The following is a 17,007-nucleotide window of genomic DNA, read 5'->3' as shown; positions in this document are numbered from 1 at the left end:
CTCTCGGGTGCGTGGGTGTCGCTAGTTCTTGAGCGGGACGCGGGCGTCGCTACGGACCTTGGCGGTGGTCTCCGCGGCCTCGCCGATGTCGGCCTTGCCTGCGATCGCGGCCAGCGGGTCCATCAGCATGACGCCGCCCACGGTGCTGGAGTCGCCCCAGATGCACATGGGGAGCGTTGCCGACTTCACGGGAGCGCTGGAGTCGTTGTTGGTGAACCGGAAGTTCTGGCACTTCATCACGGCGCCGTCGATGCCCTCGGGCTCGACCTCCTCCGGGCTGCCCACGGGCTCGGCCTCGCCGTCCTCGTCCGCGGACTTGGTCAGCACGACGAACATCGCGTCGACGACCTGCTCGGGGTCCTCGATCTTGCCCCAGAGACCGGTCAGCAGCATCTGCTTCTTCGATGCCGTGGCGTACTCGGCCTGGACGGGGTGCGCGTCGGTGACGCCCGGGATCTCCTTGAGGTCGTCCGCGTCGCCGGAGCCGATGCTGGAGTCGTCCCTGCCATTGCCCTGGCGGTCGAAGTCCGTCGCCACGGTGGCGGGCGTCGTCAGCTTGTGCGGCCCGTCCTCCGCGGAGGCCCCGCCCGCGAGGAAGAAGATCCCGAGCCCCACGGCGCCGATGGCCGCGGCCGCGCCGATGATGATGCCGACCTTCTTGCCGCTGCCGCCGCCCGGCGGAGGCACGGGCGGCATCGGGTAGGGCTGCTGCCCGTAGGGTCCCGGCTGCTGCCCGTACGGGCCTTGCTGCTGTCCGTACGGGCCCGGCTGCGGGGGCTGTCCGTAGGGGCCGGGCTGCTGAGGCGGGCCGCCGTACGGGCCCGGTTGGCCCTGCCCGGGGTAGCCGTAGCCCTGCTGGGGCGGGACCTGGCCCGGGCCCGGCTGGGGCGGGTATCCGTAGCCGGGCTGCCCTGCCGCACCGCCCTGACCGTAGGGGTGGGGTGCGCCGCCCCCATAGGGCCCTGGCTGTGGTGGCGGCTGGTGGTGACTCATTGCATCCCCTCGTTGACAAGACAGTTGGGCCACATCCTCCCGGACGCCTTATGCGGGCTTTACCTCGGGGCCGCAACAGGTTCGAAACTGTTGCGGACACCTGCGGCCCGATGGTTCATGCCGGGCCCCCGGCTCGGGCGGCGGTTCGTACGGGCTCGGGAAGCGGTACGTGCGGGCCCGGGAAGCGGTTCGTAACCGCCCCGACGCGGCCCTTACACTGGCCGTCGTGACCGACAACACCCAGCGCCCCGACGACGGGGCCAACAGCGCACGCCCAGCAGATCTGCCGACTCAGTACGCACCGGCCGAGGTAGAGGGGCAGCTGTACGACCGCTGGGTAGAGCGCGGGTATTTCGAGGCGGACGCCAAGAGCGACAAAGAGCCGTACACGATCGTCATCCCGCCGCCCAACGTCACCGGCTCTCTCCACCTCGGCCACGCCTTCGAGCACACGCTGATCGACGCCCTCACCCGCCGCAAGCGGATGCAGGGTTACGAGACGCTGTGGCAGCCCGGCATGGACCACGCCGGCATCGCGACGCAGAACGTCGTGGAGCGCGAGCTCGCCAAGGAGAGCAAGTCCCGGCACGACCTGGGCCGTGAGGCGTTCGTCGAGCGGGTGTGGAAGTGGAAGGCCGAGTCCGGCGGCCAGATCTCCGGCCAGATGAAGCGCCTCGGCGACGGCGTCGCCTGGTCCCGCGAGCGCTTCACCATGGACGAGGGTCTCTCCCAGGCCGTCCAGACCATCTTCAAGCGGCTCTACGACGACGAGTTGATCTACCGCGCCGAGCGCATCATCAACTGGTGCCCGCGCTGCCTGACCGCCATCTCCGACATCGAGGTGGAGTACCAGGACGACGACGGCGAGCTGGTCTCGATCCGCTACGGCGAGGGCGACTCCTCGATCGTCGTGGCGACCACCCGCGCCGAGACGATGCTCGGCGACACGGCCGTCGCGGTCCACCCCGACGACGAGCGCTACCGGCACCTCGTCGGCACCGAGATCGAACTCCCGCTCACCGGACGCCGTATCCCGGTCGTCGCCGACGAGCATGTCGACCCGGAGTTCGGCACCGGCGCCGTGAAGGTGACGCCGGCCCACGACCCGAACGACTTCGAGATCGGCCGCCGCCACGACCTGCCGAACCTCGCGGTCATGGACGAGCACGCGGTCATCACCGTGCACGGCCCGTTCCAGGGGCTCGACCGCCTGGAGGCTCGGTCCACCATCGTGGCCGCGCTGCGCGCGGAGGGCCGCATCGTCGCGGAGAAGCGCCCGTACACGCACTCGGTCGGGCACTGCTCGCGCTGCAAGACCACCATCGAGCCGCGGCTGTCGATGCAGTGGTGGGTCAAGGTCGGCCCGCTCGCGAAGGCCGCGGGCGACGCGGTCCGCGACGGCCGGGTGGACATCCACCCCAAGGAGATGGAGTCCCGCTACTTCGGCTGGGTCGACAACCTCCACGACTGGTGCATCTCGCGCCAGCTCTGGTGGGGCCACCGCATCCCGGTCTGGTACGGGCCCGAGGGCGAGGTCGTCTGCGTCGGCCCGGACGAGGAGCCGCCGAGCGGCGAGGGCTGGCACCAGGACAGTGATGTCCTCGACACCTGGTTCTCCTCCGGCCTGTGGCCCTTCTCCACGCTCGGCTGGCCGGCGCGGACCGAGAGCCTCGAGAAGTTCTATCCGAACGCGGTCCTGGTGACCGGCTACGACATCCTCTTCTTCTGGGTCGCCAGGATGATGATGTTCGGGCTGTACGCGATGGACGGCACCCCGCCGTTCCGCACCATCGCCCTGCACGGCATGGTCCGCGACCAGTTCGGCAAGAAGATGTCCAAGTCCTTTGGCAACGCGGTCAATCCGCTGGACTGGATGGACACGTACGGCTCCGACGCCGTCCGTTTCACCCTCGCCCGCGGTGCCAACCCGGGTGTCGACGTGCCGATCGGCGAGGACTGGGTCCAGGCGTCCCGCAACTTCGCCAACAAGATCTGGAACGCGACCCGCTTCGCGCTCATGAACGGTGCGACGATCGAGGGCGGCCTCCCCGCCCCCGATGAACTGCGCGCCGAGGACCGCTGGATCCTGTCCCGGCTGAACAGCGTCGTTGCCGAAGTCGACGCGTACTACGACGACTACCAGTTCTCCAAGCTCAGCGAGGCGCTGTTCCACTTCGCCTGGGACGAGGTCTTCGACTGGTACGTCGAGCTGTCCAAGACCACGTTCGCCAAGGGCGGTCCGGAGGCGGATGCCTCCCGGCGCGTGCTGGGCGAGGTCCTGGACGTCACGCTGCGACTGCTGCACCCCGTGGTGCCGTTCGTCACCGAGGCGCTGTGGACCACGCTCACCGGCCAGGAGTCGGTCGTCATCGCCGACTGGCCGAAGGACAGCGGATTCCGCGACCGTGCGGCCGAGCAGGAGATCGAGACGGTCCAGCAGGTCGTCACCGAGGTCCGCCGGTTCCGCGCCGACCAGGGCCTCCAGCCCGGCCAGAAGGTCCCGGCCCGCCTGGACCTGGCCGCGAGCCCGGCGCTCGCCGCACACGAGGACGCGATCCGCCAGCTCCTGCGCCTCCAGCCGGAGGGCGAGGGCTTCACGCCCACCGCCACCCTGCCGGTGGGCGGGGCCACCGTCGCCCTCGACCTCTCCGGCGCCATCGACGTCGAGGCCGAGCGGAAGCGGCTCGCCAAGGATCTCGCGGCGGCGGAGAAGGAACTGGCGCAGACCACGGCGAAGCTGGGCAACGAGGCGTTCCTTGCGAAGGCCCCCGACAACGTCGTGGAGAAGATCCGCGGACGGCAGGCGACCGCCACCGCCGACATCGAGCGGATCTCCGCCCAGATCGCCGGCCTGCCGCAAGCCTGACCCGAGCCTCGCACTCCCCGTCCGCCCTCCATGGGGGCGGGCGGGGCGATACGCCCGGTGGGCGGGCGCCGCCGGAATCGGGGCGGCGGAATCCCCCGCGGTCCGCGGACGTCGTGCCGCGGGAACGGGCCCCCGGTCCCGGGGCCGCCCCTGCTGCCCGGAGCCCCCGGACCCGCTCCGTAGACTGGGGCGCGTGAGCGACTTCCCTCCGCACGACGACCCCGACGGCACCTCCGACCCCCTCGATCGCTTCGACGAGATCGTGGAGGAGGAGACCGGCCGCGACCCCGACCTCGCGGTGATCGAAGCCGGCAGCCGGACCCTGCGGACACAGGCCGGACTGCCCCAGGGCGACGCCGTTCCCGCCCGCCCCTCCGACCCCGAGGTGGACCGGGAGCTGCGCGAGGTCGAGACGGAACTCGCGACCCGCTGGGGGGAGACCAAACTCGACCCGTCGGTGACGCGGATCGAGGCCCTGATGGACGTCCTCGGGGAGCCGCAGCGCGCCTACCCGTCCATCCACATCACCGGCACCAACGGCAAGACCAGCACGGCCCGCATGATCGAGGCCCTGCTCGCATCCTTCGAACTCCGCACCGGCCGCTACACCAGCCCGCACGTCCAGTCCGTCACCGAACGGATCAGCCTGGACGGCGCGCCGGTCTCCGCGGAGCGGTTCATCGAGACCTACCGCGACGTCCAGCCGTACGTGGAGATGGTCGACTCCGCCCAGGAGTACCGGCTCTCCTTCTTCGAGGTGCTGACCGGCATGGCGTACGCGGCCTTCGCCGATGCGCCGGTCGACGTGGCGGTCGTCGAGGTCGGCATGGGCGGCACCTGGGACGCCACGAACGTGATCGACGCCCAGGTGGCCGTGGTGACCCCCATCTCGCTGGACCACACCGACCGGCTCGGCGCAACACCCGGCGACATCGCCGGGGAGAAGGCGGGCATCGTCAAGGACGGCTCGACCGTGATCCTCGCCCAGCAGCCGGTCGACGCGGCACAGGTGATGCTCAAGCGCGCGGCCGAGAAGGACGCCACCATCGCCCGCGAGGGCATGGAGTTCGGCGTCACCTCCCGCGAGGTCGCCGTCGGCGGCCAGTTGCTGACGCTGCGCGGACTGGGCGGCGAGTACCCGGACCTCTTCCTGCCGCTGCACGGTGCGCACATGGCGCACAACGCGGTGGTGGCGCTGGCCGCGGTCGAGGCGTTCTTCGGCATCGGCGCGGAGCACGACCGGACGCTCGACATCGACACCGTCCGCACCGCCTTCGCGTCCGTCGCGTCACCGGGTCGCCTCGAGGTCGTACGGAAGAGCCCGCCGGTCCTCCTCGACGCCGCGCACAACCCGGGAGGGGCGCAGGCGGCGGTCGCGGCGATCGGCGAGGCGTTCGGCTTCAGCCGGCTCGTCGGTGTGGTCGGCATGAGCGGCGACAAGGACGTGAAGGGTTTCCTGGAGGCCTTCGAGCCGCTGTTCGCCGAGGTCGTGGTGACGCGGAACTCCAGCCACCGGGCGATGGACGTGGACGAGCTGGCCGCGCTCGCTGTCGAGGTCTTCGGCGAGGAGCGGGTGCAGGTCGAGCCGCGGCTGGACGACGCCCTGGAAGTAGCGGTCACGCTCGCCGAGGAGGAGGGCGAGTTCTCCGGCGGAGGCGTTCTGGTGACCGGTTCGGTGATCACGGTCGGCGAGGCCCGGCTGCTGCTCGGGAGGGCCTGAGATGCGAACCCTGTGCGCGTCCACCCTGATCGGTGAATTCTTCGTCATCGGTTTCGCGGGCCTGGTGGCCATGCAGACCACGGAACTGTCGCCGGCCGCGGTCTGGGGCGTCAGCGGCACCGCGATGCTGGTCAGCCTGCTGCTGTGCGGCATGCTGTCCCGCCCCGGCGCCGTGCCGATCGGCTGGACGCTGCAGATCGGGCTGATCGCGGCCGGATTCGTCGTACCTGTGATGTTCTTCCTCGGTGTGCTTTTCGGGGGCCTGTGGTGGGCCTCGGTCCATTTCGGCCGGAAGGTCGACGAGGCGAAGGCCCGGTTCGCGATTCAGGCCGAAGGTGGGGCGGGACCGGGAGCGGACACTGCGTGACGGTGCGTCCGTTCACCCATGTAGCCTCTTCGCACCCGCACATTGCCGTAACTCATCGGCGTACCCAGAAGGAGCTCGCACCGTGAGCCAGCGCACGCTCGTCCTGCTCAAGCCCGACGCCGTACGACGCGGTCTGATCGGTGAGATCATCGGCCGTATCGAGAAGAAGGCCGACTGGCGGATCAGTGCCCTGGAGATGCGCCGGCTGGACCGCTCCCTGCTGGAGCAGCATTACGGCGAGCACGTCGGCAAGCCGTTCTACGAGCCGCTGGTGGAGTTCATGTCCTCCGGTCCGGTCGTCGCGCTGGTCGTCGAGGGCGAGCGGGTGATCGAGGGCCTGCGGACGCTGACCGGGCCGACGGACCCGATCGCAGCAGCTCCCGGAAGCATTCGCGGCGATTTCGGCACCATCGTGCGGGAGAACCTCATCCACGCGTCCGACTCGGCCGAGTCGGCCGAGCGCGAGCTGAAGCTGTTTTTTCCCACGGTTGGCTGAAGCCAGTATTTTCCCGACTTTCCCCTGACGGGACGTCAGGCGTTTCCACCTTGTGACCTGGGGCGACCGAATTTCTGCGGTCGCCCCTTGGCATATGCTGGGCATATCGGGGAACCTGTCACTCCGACACGACGTCACCAATACGGGGGTAGGCGCGTGTTCCGCCGACAATGGCGGAGTAGCCCTCGCAGCGCGTTCGATCCCGGCGTGACTACGATGGACTCACGCCACTTTCAAGCGTTCACCTCGCCGACCTACACACACTCGCTCCAGCTGGGAAGGCCAGACGTATCCTCATGGGGAACAATATGTCGTTCATCGGCCGTGACATGGCTGTCGACCTCGGCACCGCCAACACGCTGGTGTACGTCAGGGGTCGCGGGATCGTCCTCAACGAGCCGTCCGTCGTCGCCATCAACACGAACACCGGCGGCATCCTGGCGGTCGGCGCGGAAGCGAAGAAGATGATCGGCCGCACCCCCGGCAACATCGTCGCGGTCCGACCTCTCAAGGACGGCGTCATCGCCGACTTCGAGATCACCGAGCGGATGCTCCGGTATTTCATTCTGAAGATCCATAAACGGCGTTATCTCGCCCGCCCCAGGGTCGTCGTGTGTGTTCCCTCCGGGATCACAGGTGTCGAGCGCCGCGCCGTCATCGAGGCGTCGACGCAGGCCGGTGCGCGCCAGGTGCACATCATCGAGGAGCCGATGGCCGCCGCGATCGGCTCCGGCCTCCCGGTCCACGAAGCGACCGGAAACATGGTGGTGGACATCGGCGGCGGTACCACCGAGGTCGCCGTGATCTCGCTGGGCGGCATCGTTACCGCGCAGTCGATCCGCGTCGCGGGCGACGAGCTGGACAACGCGATCATCCAGCACATCAAGAAGGAGTACAGCCTCCTCCTCGGTGAGCGGAGCGCGGAGAACATCAAGATCACGATCGGCTCGGCCTTCGACAGCGACGAGGACGAGCACACCGAGATCCGCGGCCGCGACCTGGTCAGCGGCCTCCCGAAGACCGTGGTCATCTCCAGCGGCGAGATCCGCAAGGCCATGGAAGAGCCGCTCAACGCCATTGTCGACGCGGTGAAGACCACGCTCGACAAATGCCCGCCCGAGCTCTCCGGCGACGTGATGGACCGCGGCATCGTGCTCACCGGCGGCGGTGCGCTGCTGCGCGGGCTCGACGAGCGGCTGCGCCGCGAGACCGGCATGCCCATCCACATCGCCGAGGACCCGCTGGACTCCGTCGCCCTCGGTTCCGGCAAGTGCGTGGAGGAGTTCGAGGCGCTTCAGCAGGTGCTGGACGCCCAGCCCCGTAGATGACGGAGCGACGGCGTTTTCTTCCCACCTTCGAGTGAGGAAGTCCCATGCGCGGGTGACGCCTTCCGCGGTGCACCGTTCGCAGAGCAGAAGAATGCAGCGTCCATATCGCAGACATGTGCTGTTGATTCCCGGACAATGCAGGACACCCGCAACACCCGCATTCGACGAGGAAGGCACGGCCGCCGCACGTGAGGGACACACGAGAGAGCCGGTTGCTCCTGGTGCTGCTGATCGTCATCGCGTTCGCCCTGATCACGGTGGACATCCGCGGCGGCGAGAACTCCCCGCTCGACAGCGCGCGGCGTGCCGCGGCCTCGGCCTTCGGGCCCGTGGAGAACGGCGTGGCCTCAGCGGTGAACCCGGTCGGCAACGCCATCGGCGCGGTACGCGACTCCGGTGGGCGGCACAGCAGGATCGCCGAACTGGAGCGTGAGAACGCCGCTCTGAAGGCGAAGCTGGGCAGCGACGACCGGACCAAGGGCCGCGCCGGCGAGCTGGACAAGATGCTGAAGACCGCCGGCGCCGGCCGTTACGGCATCAAGGGCGCCGAGGTCATCGCCATAGGAGCCGCGCAGGGCTTCTCGTGGACCGTCACCATCGACGCGGGCACCGACGACGGCATCGCGCGCGACATGACCGTGCTCAACGGTGACGGCTTGGTCGGGCGGGTCACCACCGTCTCCGCGTCCACCGCGACCGTCCTGCTCGCCAACGACCCCGACTTCACCGTCGGCACGCGTATGGAGAAGTCCGCCGAACTGGGCTTCGCCACCGGCCAGGGCGACCGCCCGCTGCGCGTCCAACTCCTCAACGGCAAGGCCAAGGTGAAGAAGGGCGACCGTATGGTCACCTTCGGATCCCGCGCCGACAGACCGTTCGTACCCGGCGTGCCGGTGGGCGAGGTCGTCCGTGTCGACCCGTCGAACGGCGACCTCACCCGCACCCTGCAGGTCCGCCCGTTCGTCGGCTTCACCAAGCTCGACATCGTCGGGATCGTCGTGCAGCCGCCGCGCAAGGACCCGCGTGACGCCGTGCTGCCGCCCCCGCCCAAGGCCAAGCCGACGCCAACCGTGACTGTCACCGCCAGTCCGTCGGCCGGAGGATCCGCCGACCCCTCGGGCGCGGCGAGCCCCTCGGTGGACGCCGGCGGAGCCACACCCGCGGGACGCGGAGACGCGCCCGAGCCGAGCCCGACCAGGAGCTGATCATGCGTCTCAACAGGATCCTGCTCTCCACCTCGCTCGTGGTCGTCGCGCTCGTCGTCCAGGTGTCGGTCCTGGCGCGGCTGCACCTCCCGGGCGCCGTGCCCGACCTCATGCTGCTCGTCGTCCTCGCCCTGGCCCTGGTCTACGGGCACACCGCCGGCTGCGTCATCGGCTTCGGCGCCGGACTGCTCTGCGACCTCGCGCCGCCCGCCGACCACGCGGTGGGCCGGTACGCGCTCGTGCTCTGCGTCATCGGCTATCTCGCCGGCCTCGCCAAGTCCGATACCGGACGGGTCCGTTCGGCCACCGGCCCGCTGCTGGTCGTCGTCGGCGCCGCCATCGGCACCACGCTGATGTACGCGGGCGTCGGCGCTCTCGTCGGCGACACCGCCGCCCGCCAGGTGGGCGTCACCAATCTCATCCTGACCGCCTCGCTCTACGACCTGCTGCTGGCCCCCTTCGTGGTGCCCGGAGTCATGTGGCTGGCGAGGAGAGCCGAGAACGACCCCATGAACGAGACCACGAGCGGTCCCACCGGAGGCAGCGACCACGCCCTGCGGAGCTTCGCGACCGCCGACAGCCTGCTGGGAACCCGTTCGGGCCGCGGCGGCATGCTCGGGCTCGGCAAGCCCTACCGGTCGCGCCAGCGGACCGGACGCATCAAGCCGGCGCGCCTCAAGGGGGTCAAGCGACTGTGAGCGAGGCAGTCACGACGGGGACGCCGGGCCGGGCGGCGCCGCTGCCGGCTGTATCCCGCGCAGAGCAGCCGGAGGGGGCAAGGTGAGCAACATCCCGGAGACCGGACGGACCTCGCGGGTCACGATCCGGCTGATCGCCATCCAGATCCTGGTCTTCTCCCTGCTGTTCACCCTCGGCGGCCGCCTCTGGTACCTCCAGGTCCGCAATGGCGACGAGTACGCGCAGGAGGCACGGAGCAACCACGTCCAGCAGGTCGTCCAGCCCGCGGTCCGCGGCTCCATCCTCGACGCCCGCGGCGTGCCGCTCGCCGACAACGAGACCCGCCTGGTCGTCTCCGCGAACCGCACCGACCTGCTGAAGATGAAGGACGACGGCGATGCCGTCCTCGGCAAGCTCGCCGACGTCCTCGACATGTCGCCGAAGGACGTGGCCCAGAAGGTCAGGCTCTGCGACTCCAAGACCCCGCAGCCCTGCTGGAACGGCTCGCCGTACCAGCCGATCCCCATCACCGACGAGGCCACCACCCAGCAGGCCCTGCAGATCCGGGAGCGCGCCGAGGACTTCCCCGGCATCAGCGCGGAGCCCATGGCCGTACGCCGCTACCCCTCGCCGGTGAAGGCCAACACCGCCCAGGTGCTCGGCTATCTCTCGCCCGTCACCGACGAGGAGATCGAGAAGGCCAAGGACACCGACTCCCCGTTCCTGCGCTCCGACCAGATCGGCCGCTCCGGACTCGAGCGGGCCTACGACAAGTACCTCCGCGGCAACGCCGGCGTCACCCGCTACGAGGTGGACAACCTCGGGCGCGTCATCGGCACCACCAAGAGCGACAAGGGCCAGCCCGGTTCGTCCGTCGTCACCAGCATCGACTCCCGCGTCCAGTCGCTGGCGGAGAAGGAGCTGGACAAGGCGATGAAGGAGGCGCGCAAGCAGGTCGACCGCAACACCGGCCGCCCGTACGAGGCGGACGCCGGCGCGGTCGTCGTCATGGAGGCGAAGACCGGGCGCGTCGTGGGCATGGCCTCCAACCCCGACTACGACCCCAACGCCTGGGTCGGCGGCATCGACGCCAAGGACTACAAGCGGCTCACCAGCAAGGCGTCCAACTACCCGCTGCTCAACCGCGCCATCCAGGGCCAGGCCGCCCCCGGCTCGATCTTCAAGGTCGTCTCCACCGCGGCCTCGCTCAACGCGGGCTACGAGTTCAACGGCGGCTACCCCTGCACCAGCGCGTACAGCATCGGCGGCCAGGTCTTCAAGAACTTCGAGTCGCAGAGCCACGGCGCGATCAGCCTCGGCCGGGCACTCGAGGTCTCCTGCGACACCGTCTTCTACCGGCTGGCGCACGAGCAGTGGCAGAAGGACGGCGGGCTCAAGCCGAAGCAGAGCGCCAAGGACTGGTTCTACAAGACCGCCCACAAGTTCGGCCTCGGCGCCGAGACCGGCATCGACCTCCCCAACGAGGTCAAGGGCCGCGTCCCGGACCGCCAGTGGAAGAAGGACTTCTGGAAGGCCAACAAGGACGCCTGGTGCGAGCAGGCCAAGAAGGGCAAGGACAAGAAGGACTTCGAGACCGTCTTCGCCCGGGAGAGCTGCCTCGAAGGCTTCAAGCTCCACGCGTACGACTCGATCAACTACTCCATCGGCCAGGGTGACACCCTCGTCACCCCGATCCAGATGGCGACCATCTACTCCGCCATCGCCAACGGCGGCACGCTCTACGACCCGACCGTCGGCAAGGCCGTCATCAGTCCCGACGGCAAGGACGTCCAGCACATCAAGCCGAAGTCGCACGGCAAGCTGCCGGTCTCGAAGACGAACCTGGCGCAGATGGACAACGCGCTGGCGGGCGTCGCCACCCGCGGCACCGCGGCCTGGCGGTTCGGCGGCTGGCCCCAGGACAAGATCGAGATGCATGCCAAGACCGGTACGGCCGAGGTCTACGGCAAGCAGACCACGTCCTGGTTCGCCACCTACACCAAGGACTACGCGATCGTGATGACGATCTCCCAGGGCGGCACCGGCTCCGGCGCCTCCGGTCCCGCGGTGCGCAACATCTACAACGGCCTCTACGGAGTCGACGAGAAGGGCGGCATCGACAAGAAGCGCGCCCTGCTCTCCAAGCCCCAGGCCGACCTGCCGAAGATCGAGAAGGACGGCACGATCGAGGCCAAGCCCGCCAAGCCGTACGAGCCTCCGAAGCCCTCGGAGTCGGCGTCCACGGTCGAGCTGGCGGCGGCCCTGACCAGGCGGAGGGGCTAGTGGACGGTGCGAACGGCGGCTTCTGGATCAGCCGTTACCGGCCCGAACTCGGCCTGTGGGGCAAGATCACCGCACGCGATTCCATGGTCCGCCGCATGGACTGGGCGATGCTCGGCTCCGCATTGACGCTCTCCGCCCTCGGCTGCCTGCTGGTCTGGTCGGCGACGCGCAACCGCACCGAGCTCAACCAGGGCGACCCGTACTACTTCCTCTTCAGGAATGTGCTGAACACCGGCATCGGGATCGCCCTCATGATCGGCACGATCTGGCTCGGACACCGCACGCTGCGCGGCGCCGTACCCGTGCTGTACGGCATTTCCGTCCTGCTCACCGCCGCGGTCCTGACCCCGCTCGGCTCGACCATCAACGGCTCGCACGCCTGGATCCAGATCGGTGGCGGCTTCTCCCTCCAGCCCTCCGAATTCGCCAAGATCACGATCATCCTCGGGATGGCGATGCTGCTGGCGGCCAGGGTGGACGCGGGAGACCGGGCGCATCCCGATCACCGTACGGTCGTCCAGGCGCTCGCCCTGGCCGCGCTGCCCATCGGGATCATCATGCTGATGCCGGACCTCGGCTCGGTGATGGTCATCGTGGTGATCGTGCTCGGCATCCTGCTGGCCTCGGGCGCCTCCAACCGCTGGGTCATCGGACTGGTGGCCATCGGCGCCAGCGGTGCCATCGCGGTCTGGCAGTTCGGACTGCTCGACGACTACCAGCTCAACCGCTTCGCCGCCTTCGCCAACCCCGAGCTCGACCCGGCGGGCGTCGGCTACAACACCAACCAGGCGCGGATCGCGATCGGTTCGGGCGGTCTGACCGGCACGGGCCTCTTCAACGGCCACCAGACCACCGGCCAGTTCGTGCCCGAGCAGCAGACCGACTTCATCTTCACCGTCGCGGGGGAGGAGCTGGGCTTCCTCGGCGCGGGCCTGATCATCGTGCTGCTGGGCATCGTCCTGTGGCGCGCCTGCCGTATCGCCCGCGACACCTCCGAGCTGTACGGCACGGTGGTGGCTGCCGGGATCATCGCCTGGTTCGCGTTCCAGGCGTTCGAGAACATCGGCATGACGCTCGGCATCATGCCGGTCGCGGGCCTCCCGCTGCCCTTCGTCTCGTACGGCGGCACCTCCATGTTCGCCGTCTGGATCGCCATCGGGCTGCTGCAGTCGATCAAGATGCAGCGGCCGGTCTCGGCCTAGGCGGACCCGTGCGGGATGTCGCGCTCCGGGCTGGGCCGGTAGATTCAATTCATGGCGGAACAGTCGCGCGAGATCGAGCGTAAGTACGACGCCCCCGAGAGCGGACTTCCCGACCTGACCGGTGTCCCAGGCGTGGCCGCCGTGGTCGACAGAGGCGTGACCAGCCTCGATGCCACCTACTACGACACCGAGGACGAGCGGCTCGCCGCGGCCGCCATCACCCTGCGCCGCCGCACGGGCGGCGGCGACGAGGGCTGGCACCTCAAACTGCCGGTCGATACGGATGTCCGCGAGGAGATCCGCGCCCCGCTCTCCGCCCGCCTGCCGAAGGAGCTGGCCGGGCTCGTACGGTCCCGGGTCCGGCACGCCCCGCTCCTGCCCATCGTCCGGTTGCGGTCCGAGCGCGATGTGCACCACGTCGTCGACGCCGAGGGACGGCTGCTCGCGGAGGTGAGCACCGACCAGGTCACCGCGGAGCGGCTGAGCGGCGAGGAGGGGGCCGTGCCCCGGACCGCCGACTGGACCGAGGTCGAGGTCGAACTGGCCGAGGGTGCCGGCCGGAAGCTGCTCGACGCGATCGAACGGGTCCTGACGCATGCCGGAATGCGGCGCGCCACCGGCCCCTCCAAGCTCGCGCGGGCGCTGGCGGAGACGCGAACGCCCGGCGCGGAGGACGAGGAGGAGACGCAGGGGAGGGCCGGGAAGGCGGGCAAGAGGAAGTCACCCAAGGCCAAGAGGGGGAAGGCCAAGGCCGGCAAGGGCACGAGGGACGCCAGGGCCGCGACCGCCGATGCCGCCAAGGGCAAGGCGCCCGTCGCCGGGAAAACGGCCGGCGACCATGTCCTCCAGTACCTCCGCGCCCAGCTCGATGTCATCGTCGAGCTCGACCCCGCCGTGCGCCGTGACCAGCACGACTCCGTCCACCGCATGCGCGTCGCCACCCGCCGCCTGCGCAGCACCTTCAAGTCGTTCCGCACGATCCTCGACCGCGACGTCACCGACCCCGTCAGCGACGAGCTGAAATGGCTCGCCGCCGAGCTGGGCGTCGACCGGGACCGCGAGGTCCTCACCGCCCGCCTCTACGAGCGGCTGACCGAACTCCCGCGGCCGCTGATCACGGGACCCGTCCGCGCCCGGCTCCGCACCTGGTCCAACGCCCGCCGCCGCGGATCGCGCCGCCATGTCATCGCCACCCTCGACAGCGACCGCTATCTCGACCTCCTCGACACCCTCGACGCGCTGCTCGCCGAACCCCCGCTGCGCCGCGCCGCCGGCCGGGCCGCCCGCGTCGTGCTGCCGCGCGCCGTACTCCGCGACTTCGACCGTCTCGCCCGGCGCGTGAACGTCGCCCTGGCCACGCCCCGCGGCCACGACCGGGACGTCGCCGTGCACGAGGCCCGCAAGGCGGCCAAGCGCCTGCGCTACGCCGCCGAGGCCGCCCGGCCCGCGCTCGGCAAGCCCGCGAAGCGCCTCGTACGGCACATGAAGGCGCTCCAGGACGCCCTCGGCGACCACCAGGACAGCGTGGTCGCGCGTACCGCGCTGCGCGAGCTCGCCGTCGAGGCGCAGAAGGCCCACGAGAGCTCCTTCACCTTCGGGGTGCTGTACGGGCACGAGGAGGCGCAGGCGGACGCACGCGAGGCCGAGCTGCCCCGCGCCTGGCGCGAGGCGTCTCGGAAGAAGCTGCTGGCGGCGCTGCGGAGCTGAGCGTGCGGCCCGGGGCGACCGGGCGTCCGGGCCGAGCCGCGGAGCCGATCATGCGCCCGCCGGGCGCGCTCCGTGCGCACGGTACGCTGGATGGTCACCCCCGCCCGCTCACGAGAGACACAGTGATGCCTGTCGAGTCGGTCTTCCCACGCCTGGAAGCGCTTCTCCCGCACGTCCAGAAGCCCATCCAGTACGTCGGAGGAGAGCTCAACTCCACCGTCAAGGACTGGGACGCCTGCGATGTGCGCTGGGCGCTCATGTATCCCGACGCGTACGAGGTCGGGCTGCCCAACCAGGGCGTCATGATCCTTTACGAGGTGCTCAACGAGCGCGAGGGCGTCCTCGCGGAGCGGACGTACAGCGTCTGGCCGGACCTCGAGGCGCTCATGCGCGAGCACGGTCTCCCGCAGTTCACCGTGGACGCCCACCGCCCCGTCAGCGCCTTCGACGTACTCGGTGTCTCCTTTGCGACGGAGCTCGGCTACACCAATCTGCTGACCACTCTCGATCTCTCCGGCATCCCCATGGAGGCCAAGGACCGTACCGAGGACCACCCGGTCGTGATGGCCGGAGGCCACGCCGCCTTCAACCCCGAGCCGATCGCGGACTTCATCGACTGCGCCGTCATCGGCGACGGCGAGCAGGCCGTCCTCGAGGTCACCGAGATCATCCGGACCTGGAAGGGCGAGGGCCGCCCGGGCGGCCGCGACGAACTGCTCTTCCGCCTCGCGCGGACCGGCAGCGTCTACGTCCCGAAGTTCTACGACGTGGAGTACCTCGCCGACGGCCGGATCTCCCGTGTCGTACCGAACCGGTCCGGCGTGCCGTGGCGCGTCTCCAAGCACACCGTCATGGACCTCGACGAGTGGCCCTACCCCAAGCAGCCGCTCGTCCCGCTCGCCGAGACCGTGCACGAGCGGATGTCCGTGGAGATCTTCCGCGGCTGCACCCGCGGCTGCCGCTTCTGCCAGGCGGGCATGATCACCCGCCCGGTGCGCGAGCGCAGCATCACGGGCATCGGCGACATGGTCGACAAGGGCCTGAAGAGCACCGGCTTCGAGGAGGTCGGCCTCCTCTCGCTCTCCTCCGCGGACCATACGGAGATCGGCGACGTCGCGAAGGGTCTGGCCGACCGGTACCAGGAGGACAAGATCGGCCTGTCCCTCCCCTCGACGCGGGTGGACGCCTTCAACATCGACCTGGCCAACGAGCTGACCCGCAACGGCCGCAGATCCGGCCTCACCTTCGCCCCCGAGGGCGGATCCGAGCGCATCCGCAAGGTCATCAACAAGATGGTCTCGGAGGAGGACCTGATCCGGACCGTCGCCACCGCGTACGGCAACGGCTGGCGCCAGGTGAAGCTGTACTTCATGTGCGGTCTGCCGACCGAGACCGACGACGATGTGCTGCAGATCGGCGACATGGCGGTGAACGTCATCGCCAAGGGCCGTGAGGTCTCCGGCAAGAACGACATCCGCTGCACGGTCTCCATCGGCGGCTTCGTGCCCAAGCCGCACACGCCGTTCCAGTGGGCGCCGCAGCTCTCCGCGGAGGGCACCGACGCGCGCCTGGAGAAGCTCCGCGACAAGATCCGCGGTGACAAGAAGTACGGCCGCTCCATCGGCTTCCGCTACCACGACGGCAAGCCCGGAATCGTCGAGGGCCTCCTCTCGCGCGGCGACCGGCGCGTCGGCGCCGTCATCCGGGCGGTGTACGAGGACGGCGGCCGCTTCGACGGCTGGCGCGAGTACTTCTCGTACGACCGCTGGATGGAGTGCGCCGGGAAGACGCTGCCGGCGTACGGCGTGGACGTCGACTGGTACACGACCCGCGAGCGCGCCTACGAGGAGGTCCTGCCCTGGGACCACCTGGACTCGGGCCTGGACAAGGACTGGCTCTGGGAGGACTGGCAGGACGCGCTCGACGAGACCGAGGTCGAGGACTGCCGCTGGACGCCCTGCTTCGACTGCGGCGTCTGTCCTCAGCTCGACCTCGACATCCAGATCGGCCCGACGGGCAAGAAGCTCCTTCCCCTGACGGTCGTGAAGTAGCACCGCAGAGCCTGATCGGCCCGGTCGCCCGCACGGGGCGGCCGGGGCCGCTGTGCAACCGTGTTCCGTCACCATGCGTGTGCGTGAGTGACGGAACATCACGGGGAGCTG

At 69.7% G+C, this 17,007-nt stretch carries 12 protein-coding genes; 11 read left to right on the top strand and 1 reads right to left on the bottom strand.

Going from position 1 to position 17,007, the window contains the following annotated elements; translation table 11 throughout:
• Positions 1-21: 21 nt before the first annotated feature.
• Positions 22-993 (bottom strand): hypothetical protein, encoded by a 972-nt coding sequence (locus ACGFNH_RS03820; RefSeq protein WP_393651347.1) that lies wholly within the window; start codon positions 991-993, stop codon positions 22-24.
• A 226-nt stretch (positions 994-1,219) separates the two neighbouring features.
• On the opposite strand from ACGFNH_RS03820, the gene ACGFNH_RS03815 reads away from it, so the two are divergent.
• The 11 genes from ACGFNH_RS03815 to ACGFNH_RS03765 all read left to right on the top strand — a co-directional run bounded on the left by ACGFNH_RS03815 (position 1,220) and on the right by ACGFNH_RS03765 (position 16,896).
• Positions 1,220-3,859 carry a valine--tRNA ligase gene (locus ACGFNH_RS03815; protein ID WP_393651346.1) on the top strand — a complete coding sequence of 880 codons (2,640 nt, stop codon included), beginning with the start codon at positions 1,220-1,222 and terminating at the stop codon, positions 3,857-3,859.
• A gap of 193 nt (positions 3,860-4,052) precedes the next feature.
• Entirely contained in the window at positions 4,053-5,579 is a 1,527-nt protein-coding gene (locus ACGFNH_RS03810) for a bifunctional folylpolyglutamate synthase/dihydrofolate synthase (protein WP_393651345.1), read from the top strand.
• Between the two features lies 1 nt (position 5,580).
• Positions 5,581-5,946 (top strand): DUF4233 domain-containing protein, encoded by a 366-nt coding sequence (locus ACGFNH_RS03805; protein WP_393651344.1) that lies wholly within the window; start codon positions 5,581-5,583, stop codon positions 5,944-5,946.
• 82 nt (positions 5,947-6,028) lie between these two features.
• Complete coding sequence (gene ndk / locus ACGFNH_RS03800; protein ID WP_393651343.1) at positions 6,029-6,442, top strand: nucleoside-diphosphate kinase; 414 nt, start codon at positions 6,029-6,031, stop codon at positions 6,440-6,442.
• A 308-nt stretch (positions 6,443-6,750) separates the two neighbouring features.
• On the top strand, positions 6,751-7,770 hold the full coding sequence (locus ACGFNH_RS03795) for a rod shape-determining protein (protein WP_393651501.1): 1,020 nt from the start codon (positions 6,751-6,753) through the stop codon (positions 7,768-7,770).
• Between the two features lie 188 nt (positions 7,771-7,958).
• Positions 7,959-8,975 carry a rod shape-determining protein MreC gene (gene mreC, locus ACGFNH_RS03790; protein ID WP_393651342.1) on the top strand — a complete coding sequence of 339 codons (1,017 nt, stop codon included), beginning with the start codon at positions 7,959-7,961 and terminating at the stop codon, positions 8,973-8,975.
• A 2-nt stretch (positions 8,976-8,977) separates the two neighbouring features.
• Positions 8,978-9,673: a rod shape-determining protein MreD gene (gene mreD, locus ACGFNH_RS03785; RefSeq protein ID WP_393651341.1), complete on the top strand. Its 696-nt coding sequence runs from the start codon at positions 8,978-8,980 to the stop codon at positions 9,671-9,673.
• 82 nt (positions 9,674-9,755) lie between these two features.
• Complete coding sequence (gene mrdA, locus ACGFNH_RS03780) at positions 9,756-11,936, top strand: penicillin-binding protein 2 (protein WP_393651340.1); 2,181 nt, start codon at positions 9,756-9,758, stop codon at positions 11,934-11,936.
• Positions 11,936-13,138, top strand: a complete 1,203-nt coding sequence (gene rodA / locus ACGFNH_RS03775) for a rod shape-determining protein RodA (protein WP_393651339.1) — start codon at positions 11,936-11,938, stop codon at positions 13,136-13,138. The genes mrdA and rodA overlap by 1 nt, the downstream gene beginning before the upstream one ends.
• A 51-nt stretch (positions 13,139-13,189) precedes the next feature.
• Positions 13,190-14,845, top strand: coding sequence for a CHAD domain-containing protein (locus ACGFNH_RS03770; RefSeq protein ID WP_393651338.1), 1,656 nt, complete (start codon positions 13,190-13,192; stop codon positions 14,843-14,845).
• A gap of 125 nt (positions 14,846-14,970) precedes the next feature.
• Positions 14,971-16,896, top strand: coding sequence for a TIGR03960 family B12-binding radical SAM protein (locus tag ACGFNH_RS03765; RefSeq protein ID WP_393651337.1), 1,926 nt, complete (start codon positions 14,971-14,973; stop codon positions 16,894-16,896).
• Positions 16,897-17,007: the final 111 nt, after the last annotated feature.

This window comes from Streptomyces sp. NPDC048639 (assembly GCF_043199075.1).
In the GTDB taxonomy this organism is placed as follows: domain Bacteria; phylum Actinomycetota; class Actinomycetes; order Streptomycetales; family Streptomycetaceae; genus Streptomyces.
The sequence above is the reverse complement of the archived record's forward strand: the minus strand, read 5'-3'. Positions and strand labels throughout refer to the sequence as shown.